13 protein-coding genes are annotated in these 19,641 nt (G+C 47.9%); 1 reads left to right on the top strand and 12 read right to left on the bottom strand.

Annotation, left to right across the window (positions count from 1 at the left end):
• Nucleotides 1-42: 42 nt before the first annotated feature.
• The 9 genes from V3C10_07490 to V3C10_07450 all read right to left on the bottom strand — a co-directional run bounded on the left by V3C10_07490 (nt 43) and on the right by V3C10_07450 (nt 14,452).
• The gene (locus tag V3C10_07490; GenBank protein ID WVP63636.1) at nt 43-7,428 is read right to left on the bottom strand and encodes a hypothetical protein; all 7,386 of its coding nucleotides are present in this window, start codon (nt 7,426-7,428) and stop codon (nt 43-45) included.
• 87 nt (nt 7,429-7,515) lie between these two features.
• Complete coding sequence (locus tag V3C10_07485; protein ID WVP63635.1) at nt 7,516-8,286, bottom strand: hypothetical protein; 771 nt, start codon at nt 8,284-8,286, stop codon at nt 7,516-7,518.
• Nucleotides 8,287-8,333: 47 nt separating this feature from the next.
• On the bottom strand, nt 8,334-8,915 hold the full coding sequence (locus tag V3C10_07480) for a hypothetical protein (GenBank protein WVP63634.1): 582 nt from the start codon (nt 8,913-8,915) through the stop codon (nt 8,334-8,336).
• The gene (locus tag V3C10_07475; GenBank protein WVP63633.1) at nt 8,908-9,420 is read right to left on the bottom strand and encodes a signal peptidase I; all 513 of its coding nucleotides are present in this window, start codon (nt 9,418-9,420) and stop codon (nt 8,908-8,910) included. The genes V3C10_07480 and V3C10_07475 overlap by 8 nt, the downstream gene beginning before the upstream one ends.
• Nucleotides 9,421-9,426: 6 nt before the next feature.
• Nucleotides 9,427-11,157, bottom strand: coding sequence for a hypothetical protein (locus V3C10_07470; protein WVP63632.1), 1,731 nt, complete (start codon nt 11,155-11,157; stop codon nt 9,427-9,429).
• A gap of 354 nt (nt 11,158-11,511) precedes the next feature.
• The gene (locus V3C10_07465; protein ID WVP63631.1) at nt 11,512-12,114 is read right to left on the bottom strand and encodes a hypothetical protein; all 603 of its coding nucleotides are present in this window, start codon (nt 12,112-12,114) and stop codon (nt 11,512-11,514) included.
• 172 nt (nt 12,115-12,286) lie between these two features.
• The gene (locus V3C10_07460; protein ID WVP63630.1) at nt 12,287-12,976 is read right to left on the bottom strand and encodes a signal peptidase I; all 690 of its coding nucleotides are present in this window, start codon (nt 12,974-12,976) and stop codon (nt 12,287-12,289) included.
• A complete protein-coding gene (locus tag V3C10_07455) occupies nt 12,960-13,100 on the bottom strand; it encodes a hypothetical protein (GenBank protein ID WVP63629.1) in 141 nt (46 codons plus the stop codon). Before V3C10_07455 ends, V3C10_07460 begins: the two co-directional genes overlap by 17 nt.
• Nucleotides 13,101-13,603: 503 nt before the next feature.
• A complete protein-coding gene (locus V3C10_07450) occupies nt 13,604-14,452 on the bottom strand; it encodes a tyrosine-type recombinase/integrase (GenBank protein ID WVP63628.1) in 849 nt (282 codons plus the stop codon).
• A 188-nt stretch (nt 14,453-14,640) separates the two neighbouring features.
• Between V3C10_07450 and V3C10_07445 the strand changes: the two genes are divergently transcribed.
• Nucleotides 14,641-15,630, top strand: coding sequence for a choloylglycine hydrolase family protein (locus V3C10_07445; protein WVP63627.1), 990 nt, complete (start codon nt 14,641-14,643; stop codon nt 15,628-15,630).
• On the opposite strand, the gene V3C10_07440 is transcribed toward V3C10_07445, so the two are convergent.
• The 3 genes from V3C10_07440 to V3C10_07430 all read right to left on the bottom strand — a co-directional run bounded on the left by V3C10_07440 (nt 15,617) and on the right by V3C10_07430 (nt 19,633).
• Nucleotides 15,617-17,503: a thioredoxin domain-containing protein gene (locus tag V3C10_07440; GenBank protein ID WVP63626.1), complete on the bottom strand. Its 1,887-nt coding sequence runs from the start codon at nt 17,501-17,503 to the stop codon at nt 15,617-15,619. The two genes, V3C10_07445 and V3C10_07440, sit on opposite strands and share 14 nt — an antisense overlap.
• A gap of 37 nt (nt 17,504-17,540) precedes the next feature.
• The gene (locus tag V3C10_07435) at nt 17,541-17,696 is read right to left on the bottom strand and encodes a DUF255 domain-containing protein (protein WVP64595.1); all 156 of its coding nucleotides are present in this window, start codon (nt 17,694-17,696) and stop codon (nt 17,541-17,543) included.
• A 185-nt stretch (nt 17,697-17,881) separates the two neighbouring features.
• Entirely contained in the window at nt 17,882-19,633 is a 1,752-nt protein-coding gene (locus tag V3C10_07430) for an ATP-binding cassette domain-containing protein (GenBank protein ID WVP63625.1), read from the bottom strand.
• Nucleotides 19,634-19,641: the final 8 nt, after the last annotated feature.

Here is a 19,641-nt window from a genome sequence, read left to right as displayed (position 1 = left end):
GAACACCCTTTTTAACTGCCTTTACTGTTTTGCAGCTTTTCTCTATCCTTCCATGTCACCCGGTTCCGTATATACAACGAGATTGTGCGGCAATTCTATGACTTTTTTGTCCGCTTTCATCTTTATTAATACGCGGTATGTATCGTATTCCTTTGCCTCATTTGCAATTGGAACCGTTAGTATAACGATCTTTTTCCCATCATCCTTCTCCAGGGCCAAACCTGCCGATGATATTTTCAGATAAGAACCGCTGCTGTCCTTTTGATATAATTCTGCGGAAAACTCCGGGACACTGGTTCCTGCCTGATAGGAAAGCTCCAGTTTTTTACTCTCTCCCGGTTTCACAAGATGGGAGGCCGCGTCGGAATTTTTAATCTTCATTCCATAAGAAGCCGGCGAAGCAACCATAATTTCTATGTCCTGCGTTGCGGCCGCCTGATCGGGCGGAATGTAATTTTCCGTCTGGGACGAATAAAGCTGGATCTTCAGTATGTAGGTTCCCTCGGGCAAACTCCAGTCCGTATTGTCAAATGTTACTTTGTAGTCACGGGTTCCCACCTGTATATCGCCGAGGGAAACGCGGCAAAGGTTTGACTGGGTTCCATATTCCGTCGTTTTCCCGTTTACCTCAGCCGTCACTTTCGTGGCTGCCGGATAGGAATATGGTACTTCTGAACTGCCGTCCTTTTGATAGAGGCGGAACGCCAAGGTCAGTGAGCTTTTACTATGGTAGGTGTCGTTACCGTCCAGCTTGGAAACGGCCACATTACCGGATATCGTTACCTTTTCGTCCGAAGAACTGCTTACGTCGGCCTTCAGAACGATGTTTCTTCGGGGAGAAAGCTGCCATTTCACCGCCTTCTCACAATCTGCAGCCGCGCCTGCTCCTCCGTCTGCGCTGCTGTCCATCCCCGGTTTAGCCGGGAAAACAAGAGTGAGTGACTGCTCAATATTGCTGCTGACCTCTACAAAAGCCTGGGAATAATCCAGAATAAAGATCAACTTATGCTTCAAACTCTCTTTTTCAGTAAGATTTACAGATTCACCAGTTCCCATCACCTTAAATGAATCCAATAAAATTTCTGTTTCGTTGCCGGTGCAGTAATAATAGAAATATTCCGGTTTTTCCCGATCCGTCACCTCGGCCAGAATTACAGAAATCCCCTCCGGGAAATTGCCCCGGATATAAGGCATACCATAGTTGCTGCTCACGTAGTTTTGGATATCATACTGAATACTTATTGCGCTTTCGGCCGTAATGAGGTTGTTGTCCGGCAGATCCGTCTGAGCCATAAAATCCTTAAACTGTTTTCCCATCATACTCTTTGTCTGTATATCTCTATCCGGTTCCATCTGCGTACCGACCGTGTTAATTGTAATATTGGAGGTAATTGTAATATCATCCCCAATCCCCAGAACCACCTCCACTTCACCTGCGGGAGTCAAAGTTTCAAGTGCGTTTACATTGTCCAGCGTAAATCGAACCACGGAGCATTCCTCCGTTTTGATTTCACCCAGCTCCGGCTTGGGATCCGGTGACGCCAGTAAATCATGAACCTGATCCGCGGTTGAATTGTTCACGGGCGGATCCAGCTGAGCCGACAGACTGAACTTTTTTTCATATCCGGAATTACCTCTATGCTGTTCAATTTCATTCTGCTTAACCAGCTCTACCCCATGTTCTCCCTTAACAGTGACCGATTTTACTTTCAGTTTTCTGTTTCCCGACGCTGCAATTTGGTATGCCGGTATCTTAATTTCCGCCATCCGCACCTCATCACGTTTAATATAATCATCCTTTACCGCCGTCAACACAAGATCCGTCTTTTGCTCTTTCGGATGGATCCGAACCGTTACCATATTTGTCGTCTCGTGAGCCTCCGAAGCTGCGGAACCTTTCGTATAAAGCTCCATGCCGCATGACGCCCAGGAATAAGACAGGCCGGGAGTGATATTCGTCATATCATATTTGAGTGGAAGTTCCATTGAACATTTTTTACCGTCCGGAATTCCCGTTTTCTGGTCTCTGCAGACAATTTTAACGGCTCCCACATCGGCCCATTTCTTATCGGCTGTCACCTCGTCGGCCGATATAAATTCCGCGTATTCTGTTCCCCCCTCCCCTCTGCTAAAGTCCGCCTTGCCATTACTATAATATTGGAAATCATCATTCGTACGCCCTTCGGGTATGTTATTATAACAGTATCTTACTTCCAGGAGTTCCGCCGCGCTGCCGGTCAATTGCAAAGGCCCCGTCAACTCAAGGGTAAACGGAGGTTCATTATGTGTTCCGTCTTCCTTCTTATCGTACATATGTTCATGCAGCGGCTCATCACGTTTCAGAATCGGAATCAGATAATAAAATTTGCTGCCGTCTATTGTACCGCCCAGACTGTTGTTAAACGATATTTTGTATTTGAGTTCTCCCGTTTTATCCATTAAATCGATCGACGGTTCATATGCGAAGTCCGTCTTTCCTTCCTCTTTCAGGGCTGCCTCAAACGGAACCATGGGAGTTCCTGCGGTTACGGTAAAGATACGGTCTGGAGCACTGGAACTGTAACTGACCCTGGCTGTACCTGCACTGTAATTATCCGCTTCTTTCAGGGCGTGATTCCATGCATGGGCAACCTGGCCCGAAGTCGCTTCTGTTTCAATTCCGCTGGCTCCGGCGCATACGATGTCTTTCAGATCATAGGGTTTTGAGACAAGCAGTTTATTGGAAGTCTGAAGTTTAAAAGTAAGTGTAAGATAATTACCTTCCGCTATTGCCCCCAGCCCTTCGCTGTAATATCCCAGAGGAGCGCCGCCATTATCACCCTCCTCTTTGAATGTGATCGGGTACAGTTTATATCCGGGTTCGGTCGTCAAAGCATTCTGTACAATCAGATGTGCATTTTTACGGCCAACCTTAACGGATTCCTTTACAAGCTCCAGTTCATTCTCCGGCAGCCTGATATAAAAAACAGGATTCTTAACGTATAGCGTATTATAATAAGGGTAACTGCTTACCTCCAGCGTTGCATTAACCGTAATTGTGCCGCCTGCCGCAACCGAGGTTCCCTCCGGGAGCGCCTTCGGATATTGATTATTTATTCCATTGACAATCATCATTGTCGTCTTTACCACTTCTCTGGAATCGGCACCGGGGTTGAGGGTGGCTCCAAGCTGTTTCACCGTCACCCTGGATTCTATTTCAGTATTCACCGCAGCTTTTTCCCCTGTTCCTGCGCCAGTGTCTGTACCGCTATTTGTTTTTATTCCGGAATCGTTTTCTGTCCCGTTGCCGGTTCCAGCAGTTGGTATATCTGTTATTGCCATTTTGATGCTTATGGCATCTCTTTTACCCCCTTCCTTTCTCTTCTCAATCGGCATTCCGTATACTACTCCTCCCGATGTCCACGGAGAACTGTCGTTATAAAGAATGGTATTGGCCGGAATTTTTGTTTCATAGGTAATACTCTCAAAATAATACCCCTTATTCACCGCCTCCTCTGTTCTGGAGAAGATCAATCCCGGGCTGCTGCTCTTATCTGGTCTGCTGACGATCCGGTTGAGTGTTTCATCGGAAAGATCCGTTACAGATTGCCCATTTTTATCCATGTATGTGCTGTGAACCGTTATCTGAGCTTCTTCATTCGTTCCCTTGACGGGAAGAGGAAGTCTTACCGTCGTAATTCCGATTGCTAAAGAGCTCTCAGAGGAAGAATTCTCAGGCTTTGAAAAACGGAATTCCATTTTTTGGATCCCTGATTCTACCGGGCCCACATTTTCCACCCGGAAATCGGCCAGAGGGTAAACAATCCCAGGTTCAGCGTCAAAAGGTACATATCGGTTTGAATCACTATTCGATGCATTGCCAATTTTGATATGAGGATCCCTTGTTATAAGGATCGTTTTTTCCTGAGACAGTTTTGTATATTCATACTTATATTCACTTCCATAATACCCTTGTACCCAGATCTCCGGAGGCGGGTAAATAATCATAGTTCCGCTTGGAAAATCTGTCTCAGGAAAAGTACATGTCAGATAAAACATTGGCCCCGAAAATTTAGAGACAAAATTCGGAAGGTTTCCTTCTACCAATTCGCTTGCTTCGTCTGACTGGAACTTTTTATTTCCGCCACCTGCATTCGTAACCGTAAGAGATACATCTTTTGCATAGATTGTCTTTCCATCTTTATTATAATACGGTTTCTTCTGAACAATCCTTATATTTTTCCAGAATATATTCGGCGTTGAGTTTAATTCGTTCAGTCTGGCTATATAGACATTGTTACTGCCCATCTGCTGATTTTTTACCCCACACAGAACCTCCTTTACCAGTGTTGAATCCTTCCAGTATCCGTAATATTCCCTCCCCTTTTCTTTATCTGCACCTGTGCCCCGTTTAGGCACCGCAATTTTAGCAAGCGCTTTTTTCTCAATTATTTCTCCATTCTGCTGCAGAGTTACCTGGATCGGAGGGAACTCTCCCGTCACACTGATATCCTCCCCACCCTGTTTGTTCCATAATTGCTCATCGTATTTAACGCCGATGGCAAGGCTTACTATTTCGGCGGTTGGGCTCAATGTATAGTTTAAGATTCCTCCCACTTCTTCAGGTACTTCCGGTTTAAAATTGGTCGGGAAGTCCTCCTTCTGTAATGGGGAAAAATGATACTCCGTAAAGCTGCCCGCTCCCGCTGCCGTGGGATAACCGTCTTTGGCAAAAATCATTCCAAGCGGCATTTCTATCCGTACTTTCAAATTTCTCTTATCAATTATATTCTTCAAATCCACGCTGATATTTAATATTTTACTGTCTGCAAATCTCCAGTTCGTCAGGGCGGCTCCTTCTTCCGTAAGAAGCGCTTCTGCAGTACCGTTCGTTATGTCATCACCAGTATTATATATTCCGGCCTTCATATATTCTGATTTAGCCTGCCAAACCGCATATAGTGTCAGGGATTGCAGCGGTACCGTTCCCGGGTCATAATTGGTACCATTACCGTCCGCCCGGGTATTCCATGTTTTAAACGCCAGCCCCTCAGGAGCATTAAAATCAATCGTCTTTCCCTCCGTTTTGAATTTCCCTGCCTGGGACGGGTAGAGAATGGCACCCTCAGCACCCGCAATTGTCTGGGTAACTGCGTATTCCGCCGTCTCGTCTGCGGCCTTATTTGGATAATAGGTAATGCTGATTAAGCTGCTTTCACCGGCTCTCGGTTCGGAGTACTGCTCGATTGAAGGCTGGGCACTGTTTCCGGATGTGCGCAGTGAGCGGAAAAAACTGGTTTTGGGAATCATTGTAACACCGCAGCGGAAATATAAGATATCATCCCCCGGCTGCATTTTACGCGCGTATGAGGCCTCTGTAGCGTTTTCAACGGCCATCCATTCTGCCAGTTCCGGCTGTGTGGCGTCATAATCCTCGCTGTAATACCATTGGTAACTGACTGCATATTTTTTTGTACTGAGGGTTTTAATCGAGTAAATGCGGGTATCCGTTTCACCAGTTTGGATTACAGGTCCCTCCAGGATTACGTCGGCCACATCGGCAGCCCATACGGCGGTCAGCACGGCTTCCCCGCCGTCCTCTTCTATCTCCAGCTCTCCTCCGGGCTCCAGTACTTCATCCTCCGGTGTCAGCCAGCCGTCAAAATGATAGCTGACAATCTCATCCCCCTCCGGAGCTTTCCATGTTTCCGGAAGCTGGGGCGCTTCAAGCATTCCCTCTGCAACCGGTATACGGCCGGAGAGAGTCTCATTTTCTGTACTGTCGCCAGGATCAAGTGCCAGGGTTACCACCCAATCCGCCCGATCGTAACCGGCCTCCTGCGCCGCGTCGGAGAAGCTCTCATTCATTTCCGAACACCAGAATAAACCGGAACGGCCGTTATAGAAAACTTCCTCTCCAATTATCTGCTCTTCTATTATTTCAATCTTCCCCTCTTCCAGTGCGTCCGAACCGCTCGCTTTTTTATCCAGCCGGGCATTCGAATCAGTCGCTTTTTTCTGTGGACGGCCGGAGCTTTTTTCTGCGTCTGAGGCTGAAGCTGCTTTTTCTTTTTTTAAATCTCCTGTATCTGCAGGCTGAGACATTACACGGGGAACCATGTGGCTCACAATCTCCGGCCTTGGCTCTCGCTCGCCTTTACTGTATGGAGACAGCCTGACAATATCCGTATACGTTTTTTCCGTCTCGGCTTCTCCGCCGCTGCCTGACGTGCCGTTTTTATCGCTGCTGCCTGAAGCTTCCGGCTTCTCTCCGGCTTCCGGTTTCTCCGGTTTTTGCGTTGACTCCATTTTATCTGATATGCCAGGGTTGTCTGCCTGTTCCGTTTTGTCTGATTTTACCGATTCATCCGATGTTCCCGTATGTTCCGTTTCTTCCGGTTTTTCCGTTGTTCCCGGCTTTTCCGTTTCTTCCGGTTTTTCCGGTTTTACTGCCGTTCCCGGATTCTGGGGCTCTTCCGGCTTTTCCGATATTCCCGGTTTTCCAGTTTCTTCCGGATTTCCCGTTGTTTCCGAATCCTGGATTCCTCCGGGCTTCTCTGTTGTTCCCGGTTTGTCTGCATTTTCCGGTTGTTCCACTTCACCTGGATTCTGGGTTTCTTCCGGCTTATTTGATTTTTCCGGATTCTGCGTTTCTCCCGGCTTATTTCCTGTACCCGAATTCTGAGTCTCTCCCGGCTTTTCTGTTTCCTTTGGTTTTTCTGTTTCCTTTGGTTTTTCTGTTTCCTCTGGTTTTTCTGTTTCCTCCGGGTTTTCCTGTCCTGATGTTTCCCCCGATTCACCGGGCGTCCCGGGTTCACCGGTTTCCTCTTCTTTCGTGCCCATCTCCCCCGGCGTTTCGTTCCCCTCCGATGCTTCCGATTCATCCGGTGCCAGTTCTTCCTCTTCTTCCAGCTCCTCCATTTCTTCTAACTCTTCCAGCTCTTCTAATTCCTCCAGCTCCTCCTCCGTAAGCTGCCTTACTATTTCAGCACTGGTAAACTCATTGATAATATTTGTAAATTTAGGCGCGTCTTCCTCCGATTCTCCGGAAAATGCGAAGTCACCAATCCGCACCAATTGATCCGGGAGGATTAAGGTTCCTGATAAATTGGCGCAGCCAAAAAACAGATAATCGCCGACGGAGGTAATTCCCTCCTCTATTTCTATCTTAAAAATATCATCCACATGTTCTAAAAAAGGAGCCGTCTCCTCCGTATAATCATAGGTATCTCCCGTTCCCTTCAGCTGAAGCGTCCCATCTTCCATCAATACTGCATGCACGGAATCTCCTATTTTTACTTTGAATTCTGTTTTGCCCGCATAGGACAGCATTGTATTAAAATTCATTGTAGTCAGGAGCATGCTGAATACCAGCAGCCAGACTACAAATTTCTTTCCGGTTTTACCGAATAAGTATTTGAAATGTTTCCTTTCGTCTGCCCATCTCATCTGTCTTTATTCCCCCTTAGAATTATCGGGTACTGGTTCCCGTTCTGTACTTCTGCAGCATTTTCATGTTACCGCCAATATCACAATTTAAGGCAGCGATATCGCGGCCCCGTCCGGCGCTCTCTCCGGAACGGAATAATCACTGCTGGGATCTGTTTTGAAAAATAACAGGCGGCAGCTTTCCATCGGTTCTATTGTAATGGAGACAGAACCGTCTTTTGTTTGTGTTCCCCTGATTACCGCATTTGTATTGTCAGGGCTGAACTTTAAGGCATCCCACGTAACCGTAAGCGTCTGCTTTGTCCGGCCGCCTTTTATAATCAGTTCAGTCGCAGCTTCTCCCTGAGAATCCTCTATTGTATAGAGTAAATCGAAAGAGTCCTGAAGCAAAAATTCAGCTGTCAGTTTCTTTTTATAAGGCGATATTGAAGTGACTGTGACTGTCACACTCTTCTCCCCCTGAGCCGGCCAGATTGTAATATTACCGGATTTGGCCGCTCCCCCCTCCAGTATCCCGGTGGCCTTATCCAGCTTATCTCCTCCGTCAATTGAGCATGTTCCCTTATCACAGGTAACCGTATACTGTATTTCCATCCCGGAAACCCGCATGGCATCGGCAAAATTATTGATTGTTACAGGAATTCCGGCAGTCCAGTCGTAAATCGTATAGGCACTGCCCTCCCCCTCTTTTAGCACGTCCCCGGTGAAATAGAATTCCTTGGGCACTGCCGTGGCTCCTGCTAACTTTTTCTGCTGGACATATCTCGAATAGGTATGAAGACCGGTCGGAGCGGCAGCCACTAATACCAGACATACGATAACCGCAATTTTCATTATCCGCTTTCTATGTTCCGACATTGTACTGTTCCCTCCCCGCTTTAGATAAAATCACCTTTGCCCCGAAATCAGTTTCCCGTTCCGGACGTCAGCTTCTGCCGGCTGTCTACCAGAATCTGTATATGTTCCACCTCGCCTGCAAACTTGGAATCAGTCCCTGCCGGCCAGGTTATTTTCAAAGTATAAGTATGTTCAACCGCCGCGGAATGAGGCAGCATTCCTCCCTCAATCGGCGTGTTAACCGCAATAGGGGCTGCATTTACCAGACTGTTTTGACCATCCGGGATGCTCCCTCCTGTTCCCGCAGCCTTTTTTGTTCCGGTTAACGTATAGGTATACGGCAGGTTTCCCGTTGCACGGATTGTAATGGTGTAATCCTGGGCAACATCACTGACTTTGCCGTCTTTTGCATTTGTTACAATAAATTCTACCGTTGAATCAGTACCCGGAGTTTCCGGAAGCCGCGCAATCGGCACATCCACGCTGCTTTTACCGCTGATGTCCGACACAAAACATGCAATAGCCGCCGTTCCCGTTCCCGATGCCTGGGAAGTGTACCTTGCAAGAGTAACAGCGCCGGTTCCTCCTGCCGCTATAAAGAGCAGGAGCAGATACAGACCAATCCTTCCCTGTATTTTCTTTTTACGCATCCGTATCTCCTCCCTTCCAATTTCCTTTATCCGCACGGTTGCCGGCGACACGTTGCAGACCGGCAGCCACCGCTGTAAACGCGGCCAGAAGAAACAGAATTACAAACGGGTTTCCTCCTCCCGGAATTACGAGTATCACACGTCCTTCTATCGCCTCCGGCCTCACCGCCTTACTGTCTTCAACCGGATTGGCATCTCCTTTTGTGATAAAGCCGGCTCCCGAGCCACCGATAATGCGGTGGGTAATAAAGGCTCCTTCCTCCTCAAAAGTGATTACATCTCCTACCGCGTAACCTCTCCCGCGTCTTACAATCAGCCGATCTCCGACTGAAAATGCCGGCTCCATGCTTCCGGAAAGGACATCAAGCTGGGCGATCCCAAGAAAAAAGGGTAACTTCTGATGCAAAAGCAGGCGTGCAGAAATCTGCCAGAGCTGGCTCAAAAGCAATACTCCAATGAAAAACGTGCAAAGACATTTCACCAGTTTTCCAAACAACCGAACCATGATGCTTTATACTCCCCCTTCTGCGTGGATCGTAAGAGTCAGTGTATAAGCTCCACTCTTTTCTCCTGCAGCCGTATCCTCTTTCTCATTGCCGTTAAGCGGCCATTCCCAATCCAGTCTGTAACGGACCGTCTCATTCGCCTTTATGGATGTTTCCAATACAAGTGTTTTATTTTCACCCGAAAGAGTCCCCTTTGCGGCATCAACATCCGGAAGTTCCCCCTTTATCCTTGCGGAGGCCAGCTTAAAGGTCAGAGGCAGATGGTTTTCCGGACCTTCTGTCAGGATTAAATGAATGGCAAGATCCTCGTCCCTGCTGTTTTCCAACTGAAAGATATAATATCCGGAAGAACCCGGAGCCAGTAATACCTCTTCTCCGCCCTGGCGGTTATAAAATAAATCAATGATTCCCGTCTGTGTCCATGAAACGAATTCCGAAGTATTGCCGATCTGCCCCGAAACATTTAATGTTCCTTTATCTTCCGCTCCGCTTTCAGTCTCCGGACTGCTGCTTCCCTCCGTACCCGGCACGGTTCCGCCGCTTCCGTGGCTTCCGCCGCCATGGCCTCCGCCGCTTCCTCCTCCGGAATTTCCGCTGTCTCCCTTTGTCTCCTCCTGTTCCGTAAGATCCGGCGACGGTTTATAGGCGTCTTTGCTGTCACCGTCCATCCCGTTACCGGACGGTCCCGGATGCTCCGCTCCAACCGGGCTATCTGCCCGGCCCTCCGTGTACGCCGGTCCGTTCTGAGCATTTGGGGAACCTCCCGTCTCCTGCGGCGGCTGACCCTCTGCCGTTGTCTGAGCGCCGTTGGAAGTCGGTGCCTGGCCGATCGGGATAACCTTACTGTCCGATATCTGGCTTCCTCCGGTTCCCGGTCCGTACACTTCTCCCGACGGGGAAGTAATCTGACCGCCGGGTTCTATCTCTGTACCATCTGCAAGATGTACGACTCCCTCCGGATCAATTTTGTTTTCTCCCGCCATATAAGGCGTCTTCGGATAAATGACAGTGTCATCGGGTAGAATAACGGCTGTCGGATCCCCTTTCGTTCCGCCAGCAAGGACAATCGTTCTGTCCGGCAGACAAATATTTCCCACCGGCGTCACAACAGGACCGTTCTCTATGGAAGCGATCCCCTCCGGTGTTATCACCCATCCATCGTTTTTAGCATAGGTAAATTTTTCAGGGTTAATATAAACAGTTCCCTGTTCCACTTCAATCGAAATTTCCAGCAGACGGACATCCACAGCAAGCTGAATGACGTACTCCCCATCATTTCCCATGGAAATTGATACGCCTTCCGCCTCCTGCCGGTGTTCCAGGACAATCTTCCGCTCTGCTGCTATCGCACCGTCATCGTCCAATACATAGACGTGGTGCTCTCCTTCTGTAACGTCGCTGAATAAAAACATTCCGGTTGAATCCGTGACTGTCGTAACCGGAGCGCTGTGAAGCTCCATCGTACGGCCTGCGGCCGGGGTTCCGTCGGAATATAATGCCTGGCCGGCCAGGTGGAGAATCGCCGGGGAGTTCACTTCCTGCCCCGGGTCTAAAAGAATTGTATCAATCAACTGACCGCTTGGTTCAGATCCTGTTCTTTTTCCCAACATATAACCGGCGATGCCCGAAGTGAACATGAATAATACCAAAAGGAGCATCATCAACGGAAATGTCCGTTTTCCGCGGTTTTCGCGTTGATCTGCACCGTGATAACTATGTGTCTGTCTTTGTTCCATCCGCGTTTTCTCCTTTCGGCTGTAGTCTGATTTCGTTTTCTGATTCTAAATTAAGACGGCACACAGACTGTGATCCGTCTTTTCAATCATGGTATGGGATAAATTCAGTATTCGGCAAAAGATACGTTAGTGTTCTGTGCCATTCATTGTGTAAATGAATGTACTACTGATGTAACGTATCTTTTGCCGGAGACTGAAGGCTCCGGTTTTTATTGAGTTGCAATGAAAAGTTCGTGAAACGTGCTTTTCGTTGTTGGCGCTGATAACCTGAATATGTAAACAGGACAGGTTATCGGTTCTGCATTTGCTTTCTCCTGTTTGCGGCACAGGCAGATTGGGAGAAAGGGCGGCAGGTTATGAGGTTGGTGAGGATGCAAGCGATTGCTGTGCAGTTAGTTTAACGGTAAATGTAGGTGCTGCAGTACCTTTTGCTGCTTCTTTACCGGCATTTGTGTCACCAGCGTTATTATCTTCCCCGCCTTCCCATTTCCAATAAATGCTTTTTTTCACCGGGGTGCTTACATCTCCGAGAGCTACTGTCGTGAAACCTGGTGTAGTCGGCCAAGCATTCTTGCATTCAGCATCTGAATAAAACTTTATATTTCCCGTATTTTCCGCAAGATTTGAAAGATTATCAAGTTCAATTTTGTATTCAAAAGCGACCTCGGAACCGCTTCCATTGATTTCTATTTTTATCTCCCCTGTATCACCAGGAGCAATAGTATTTGTACTTACAAGACCGTTTTCCTTTTTAGTCTCATGCAAATTGAAATTGTAGTCTGCAGTCTGAAACGTGGTCCCCTGTTTAAAAGCAACCGACCATTTCGCAATATTCGCCGTTCCTGTTCCTGTCACTTCACTGGTATACCGAGCCAGCGTACCGCCTGCCAGACAAGTACTGATCAGGGTCAGCGTCAGTGCCAGGGCACCCAAGCGGGCTGCGTGTAATTTTTTCATATAGTCTGACCTCTCTTTCCATCATTTTTCGGGAACCTCATACTCCCTCCCAGACACGGTTCCCTCGTGCCTGCGGTACTCTGCACCCGGATATTACCCGGTTATATCGACGGCTCCTCTTTCCACTGTGCCTGAAAAGACGGCCGGTGCATTCTGCTTCTCTTTGTCTATCTTACTTCTCCTCATCTGGCTTTTCCGATTCCTTCTGCCCGGAACAGGCTGCCTCCTCACTCTGCTTCCGCATTAAATCGGCCAGTTGTGCCTCCAGCATTGCGGTCCGCTCCTTTTCCGCATTCTCCGACTTTCTGCGGCTCATGATATCCCAGAAAATAAAAAGAAGCAGCGGACAGACAATAAACAGGAGCATACCGGCGGGCGTCTGCATGAACATCACCGCATTGCCCATTCCTCCAATCCGCAGCCCCTTCCAGATTCCCTGAATCTGGTCTGCCGATACCGCCAGGCGGTCGTCCGTATTATTGGCGTCTCCTCTTGTGATATATCGAATCTGTCCATCCTCCCCCATGGCCGTCCTTACAATACGGTGAGTCACCGCCTGGCCTGAGGTCAGATAGCATATTACGTCGCCTTCCTTCAGTTCTTCATAATCTGCCTTTTGCAAAACAATCAAATCGCCGGTGCTAATGACCGGTTCCATGGAACCGGAAAGCACCACCACCGGCTTAACTCCAAAAACGCCGGGCATATCCCCCGGATGGAGATAAGTGCCTGCAATCAGAATCATATTTATGATAATGATGGGGATAAAAATAATGCACAGCACGGCGCAGGCCACCGTTGCCCGAATGCTCTGCTTCTCTTTATCCCTCTTACGATCCGTGTTTTTAATACTCTCCGTCAAAGTAATCCTCCCTGGTTTTAATCGTATTTTCTTCCCTGATAGTACTGTTTTTAAGCTCCTGCCGCAGCCGGAATACTGTCCGGCAGTAGTCCAGATAGGAAACGTCTTTTTCCTCAGTACTCATCCCGGGACACTCCTTCTCCGGGGCATCCTCGTGAAATTCCATTTGAACGGACAAATGGCTGGATACTTTCATACTCATCCCTCTCATTCCGGCAGGCCTGATGGCTGTTTCAATTAAATTTTCAGATAATAAAGGTGTTTTATCACATAATATGCATTATATCATAATACTGAAATATTTTAATTGTTAATTTATGCAAAGACGGAGATATTTGCTTCGTTTTTTATTGTTGTACTCTGAATTTTTACCGATTCGGCAGATAGACATGAAGAAACAGAAGGTAATCTCTTTCTAAGCGAATTCCGCTTGCAAATTCCCCCCTTTTGATGCATAATAAAAATGAGCTCAATCTGATATTTACATGAACACTATCACATAATGCATATTATGTGATTTTTAATTTTACAGGAAAGTATTTCGGACTCTCCAATCGTATTAAAAAAAGCTTTCGGTCGGGTTGCCGCTGCAGTGTCATACGTTCTGCATACCGCACCGTACCTGAGTTATAGAAGCAGATGAAGTTTTGCCAGAGCTTTCATATGCTCTTCCCCACTGGTAAACGTATAGACCCTGGTGGTTTCTATGTTAGAGTGTCCCAATATATCGGCCAGCCGGACGATATCCTTCTCCAGTTTGTAATAAGTCAAAGCAAATAAATGACGCAGATTATGGGGAAATACTTTCCCGGAACTGACTCCTGACGATGCGCAGAGTGATTTCATTTCCGCCCAGATATTACACCGGTTAAGCGGTTTTCCCGTTCTCGTGATGAAAACCGGACCGGAAACAATCCCCCTGCTGCTGCAATAGTTCACCAATTGTCTCCGTAGTTCTTCCGGCAGAAGAACCGTTCTCTCTTTTCCTTTATTCACAATCACTACACGACCTCTTTTCAGTGCCTCCCATGTAAAAAAGCGATGCTCACTGACCCGGATTCCGGTACTGCATATGGCCTGCAGCAGCAGACTCAAACGTTCGTTTTTCTTCAATTTTGCGGTGCGCACCAACCGGATATACTCCTCTTTGGTCAATTCTTTCTTTTGTTCTCTAAAAGCGCTTCGCTGCACCCGGAATAATTTCACTCTCAAATCCGATTTATGTATAAAGGCCAGGAACTGGTTTAAAGCCGCCAGCATACTGTTGGCGCTGGCTGTCTTGTATTTTTCTCCCAGATAATGTTTATAGAGCAGCACATTTTCCCGTGTCATCGCTTTCTCTTCCGGTAGATACCGGTAGAATGCCCTGATATCCCTTATATACTTTTCGACTGTTGCCGCCGCCCTCTCCTCGGCGAACAGAAAATCCCTAAAATCCAATAACCGTTTCTCGACTATCGCATCTATTCCTTCCATATTGTTCCTCCTTCATTCGATGTCTCTATAGTAATTATCGTCCCTGTTTCCAAAAAATGTACTGAAACGAGAAACAAAATAAAGAAACAATAACCTAACTGCATTACGTTTAAAACAGAAATCAGCACGCATAGTTTTCAATTTGGAGAATACACATAAATAGATTAAAACACGCAGGAGGACTTTTTATGTGCACAGCAATGACATTACAGACCCTTCAGGATAACACTTTTCTTGGCCGTACCATGGATTTTTCCTATCCCCTTGATCCCGAGTTATATGTCGTGCCCGCAGGCTACCAGTGGAACAGCATCCTGAATAGCCGGCCGTTCCAAAACCGGTTCCGTTTTATCGGCATTGGACAGAACATTTCTCCTATTGCATTTGCGGACGGAGTGAATGAAAAGGGATTTGCAGCAGCGGCTCTCTATTTTCCCGGATATGCTCAATATGATGAGGATGATTCCCGCGATACATCCGCCGTATCGATCGCGGCCAATGAACTTCTGGGTTATCTTTTAGGGAACTGTGCATCCGTGGACCAGGCGGCCGGCCTTCTTGAGCATCTCCGTATCGTTGGGACAAAGGACAGTATTACACAATCTGTTGCCCCTCTTCACTGGATTATCGTCGAACAGAGCGGCAGATGCGCCGTAATAGAAAAAACGGCAGGCGGCCTTTACCTCTGGAACAATCCTCTGGGAATCCTGTCGAACAGTCCGGATTTTTCCTGGCATATGACCAACCTGCGCAATTATATGAATATACAGCCATTTCAAAGACCTGAAGCAAAATGGAATTCCGTCAAGCTTACCCCCTTTGGACAGGGCGCCGGGACGATCGGCCTGCCGGGAGACTACACTCCCCCGGCCCGTTTTGTCAAAACCGCTTATCATAAAAGCCATATTCCCACGCCTTCAAATGACAAAGAGGCGGTTATCTCCGGTTTTCACGTCCTGGCGGGTGTGAGTATTCCAAAGGGAATCGTCATCACAAACCGGCAGACACCGGATTACACTCAATATACGGCTTTTATGAGCCTTGCTACCGCCGAATACTATTTTAAGACCTATGATGAATCCGGAATTACTGCTGCCAGGCTTGAGGATTACAAACAGGACTCAGAACTATTGTCTTTGGGTAAATTGAACCGGCCAACCTTTTTTACCCGCATGTGAAATCTCCTTCCGTCACGCCGCAGGCCGGCAGGAGTTCGAAAAGCTCCGTAACGGGCGGCATACAGTTGCTTCCGGAACAAAGATAAAACTGAGCTCCGTTCTCCGGAACAGGATAATCACCGGTATAGGGCGCCAGTTTTTCAAGCTCCCGTTCATTTTCCTCCGTTTTAACCACGACAGACAGTCCCGGTACCGTTTCGGCCAGACAGCCGAGCTGTGCAGACAGTTCTTCTCTCTTTTCAGGATTTAAACCGGCGGAAAGCGTGCATACCAGTTCTTTGGACGGATAGAGTACATTCATCATGGTCAGCAGTGCGAAACTGTTTCCCGAAGGATATTCCTCCATGGCTCCCGCCAGAAACCGAAGCTGCTTATTAAGCGCCTCCTGCCATTTCGTCTCACCGGTGATTTGTGCGAGCTGCTGCAGCACTCTGGCGGCCACAGAGTTTCCCGACGGCATCGCGCCGTCATAGGTCTCTTTTGTCCTCACGATCAGCCGCTCTCCGTCTTTTGCATACAGATAGCACCCTCCGTTTTCCCAATCGAAAAACTGTTCCAGCATCGTCTCCGCCCAGTCTGCCGCCCGGCTCAGGTATTCCGTCCGGAACGTTACCCGGTAAAGCTCCATCAAGGCAAGGATATAGCAGGCATAGTCATCCAGTTTTCCCTCCCCCGCAGCGTCTCCGTCGCGGTACCTCACCAGCAGACGTCCGTCGTCCGCAAGGTGTTTATTGATAAACGCTTCCGCCCGGACAGCCATATCCACATACCGCTTTTCGCCAAGCGCGGCTCCGGCTTTCGCACAGGCGCAGATCATCAAACCATTCCAGGAAACAAGGATTTTATCATCCTTGTGAAGATGCGTCCGTCCGATGCGGTATTCATACAGTTTTGCACCGTCCCCGGTTTCACAGATCTGTTCATATTTTTCATTCTCCAGCAGATTGGGAATGCTCTTTCCTTCAAAGTTTCCATCCCTGGTGATTCCATAGCGGTTGCAGAATGCCTCTCCGTCCTTTTTCCCCAAAACTTTCTTTATTTCTTCCCTGGTAAATACATAATACTTTCCTTCACCCCCGTCGCTGTCCGCATCCTGGCCGCAGTAGAATCCGCCCTGTTCATCCGTCAGTTCCCGTTCCACATAGCCGAGTATTTTTTTCGCCACACATCCGTACATCTTCCGTCCGGTGATAGCGCAGGCCTCCGCGTAAACCATAACAAGCAGCGCGTTGTCATATAGCATTTTTTCAAAATGCGGGACCAGCCATTTTTCGTCGGTGGAATATCTGGAGAATCCGCCTCCGATATGGTCGAAAATTCCTCCCCGGTACATTTGGACCAAAGTGTGTCCGGCCATGGCAAGCGCATCCCGGTTCTTCTCCCTCGCACCGTACTCCATCAGAAACATCAGGTTATGGGGCGTCGGAAACTTCGGCGCACCGCCGAATCCGCCGTTCTTTGCATCAAAGCTGCGTGCAAACTGCCGGAAGGCCCGCTGAACTATATCCATTCCCGGTTCGCCCTCCCTTGTGATCTGCTCCTGCTCTTTCAAAAAAGCTTCTATCCGCTCCGCGCTGTCCGACAGTTCCTCTCTGTTTACCTTCCACCGCCCTGCCACCGCAGTCAGCAGTTCTTCCAGCCCCATCCGGCCGTAACGCGCCCTGGGCGGAAAATACGTTCCCGAGAAAAACGGCCTGCACTCCGGCGTCATAATAACGGTCAGCGGCCAGCCTCCCTGGCCGTTCATGGCCTGGCAGACCGACATATAGACCGCATCCACATCCGGCCTCTCCTCGCGGTCCACCTTTACACAGACATAATCTTTGTTTAACAGCTCCGCGATCACAGGGTTTTCAAATGATTCCCTTTCCATCACATGGCACCAATGACAGGTACTTTTGTCAGACGCGTCAGCTATACCCAATAGATAGGAAAACAGGCTTGTTTTCATTCTTGGCTTTTTCAAATGCTTCTTCTCCCCACGGATACCACTGCACCGGATTATATGCGTGCTGCAGAAGATACGGAGATTTTTCATGAATTAATCTATTGGGTGTATTGTTCATATTGTCCACGGAACCACCTCCTTTCTTTTCTTTGAAAAAAGAGGATACATTTGTAGGTACAAATATATCCTCTTTGGATAAATGGGAGTTATTTTTCCCTGTTAGGTTCTCCCTTTTCGTTGTAAATTATACCGGTCCGTTACCGTTTCTGTTCTCTCAACTGTGTTCCCCAGGTTATTTCCCTGTTACGCCATTAACGGTTTCATCTTTTTGATGCATTCTTCCAGCGGCTCCATCAAATCCTTCGCTTTTTCGAATTCATTTGCCCGAAGCAGCTGCTGAATCCTGGTTTCCAGCTCTTTCTTCTTTTGCTCCAGCAGCAGGTAATCTTTATCAAAGTAATTGGCGTAAACCATCTGTCGGAATCTGCGGCTGCTCATCCTACGCAGAGTATTATGTTCCACTAAGAGCACATAATCCACACAGTTTGCGACCGTATAATAGTCATGGGAGACCATGAGGACCGCGCCTTTATATTCCGCAATTGCCTGCTCTAACGCAATCTGGGCATAGATATCGAGGTGCCCCGTCGGCTCGTCCATCAGCAGAAGGTCTGCTTTGCCTAATGCGAGCGCCGCCAACTGAAACAGGTCTTTTTCACCACCCGATAACCCGCCCACTTTCTGATGGAGCGTATCGCCTTCGAAACCAAATTTTTTCAGATACTCCAGGACGTCGTCTGGGGCTTTAAACCCTTTCTCAGCCATAATCTCCAAAAGTGTTTTAGAATTATCATACCCTAAGCCCGTAACCTGTGAAAACATAGCGGTTTTCGCCTCTTCGCTTATCCGGACGGATTCTTTCCTGTTTTCAAAGATGTCACAGAGGAGTGTGGTTTTGCCGGTTCCATTGCCGCCTACAATCGCCACATGCTCCCCTGGCCTCATTTGAAAATCCACATGTTCCAGAAGCTGTTCATCGAACGAGACGCTGTAGTCCGTCAATTCGAGAATGTATTCGTCCGTTATTTCTCCTCCCGTCTCAAAATGAATCTCGGGCTGTTTAATGTCCACGAAAGGAGCCTTTGTCTTTCTTTCCTTTAAACGGTCCACCAGCGTCTGTCTTGCATGGACGGCTCTGCCAAGGGATGCATTGTCGAATTCCGACGCCCTGGCCCTGGATTTGGCCAGGATTTTACTCTGACGGTCAATCTCCGCCTGATCGGCTGCCGCCGCCTCTTCCAACGCGATTTTCGTAGAGAGAAGTTCGTAGTTGTATTCCGTATAAGTTCCGTCAAACTCCTGGATATCCATATTTTCCATATGGAGTATCTGATTGAAACAATGATTTAACAGATACCGGTTATGTGTGATGACAAGTAGCGTGCCTTTGTGGGCATTAATCAGGTTTCTCAGGGAATTCAGATGCTGAAAATCGAGAAATACATCCGGCTCATCCATAATCAGGAACTTCGGGCTCAGCATCATCTCCTTGATTACCTGAACCAGCTTAAATTCCCCGCCGCTCAGACTGTTTATTTTCTGTTCCTCCAACTTCTGTAAACCGGCAAGCTTTAACTGCTTCTTAATATTGCTTTCGTAGAAATCTCCGTCAATCGCATTCCATTCGTCCAGTTCTTTCTGATACGCCTCAAAAATCCGATCCAGCTCTTTTGCCGTCTCTATTTCGCTGCATAAATCAGCGATTTTCTGTTCATGCTTTACAAACGCTTCGCTGATATACTGAAATACCGTCACGTCTTCTTTGGGATCTAACTGCGAAAACTGGCTGACATATCCAATCCGGTCTGTGCCGACTTCTATTTTCCCATCGTACAGATACTCGTCCCGATGCATCAGCAAATCGAGCAGCGTGCTTTTGCCCGTGCCGTTGGTGCCGATTAAGGCACAGTGCACATCATCCTCTATTGTAAACGAAACTTTCTTATATAAATCCTTCTGCGGATATGAGTAGGATAAATCCCGGACCCTGATCATGGCTGCCT

It is taken from the genome of [Clostridium] symbiosum (genome assembly GCA_036419695.1).
Taxonomy (GTDB): domain Bacteria; phylum Bacillota; class Clostridia; order Lachnospirales; family Lachnospiraceae; genus Otoolea; species Otoolea symbiosa_A.
This window is presented reverse-complemented; position numbering and strand designations above follow the sequence as displayed.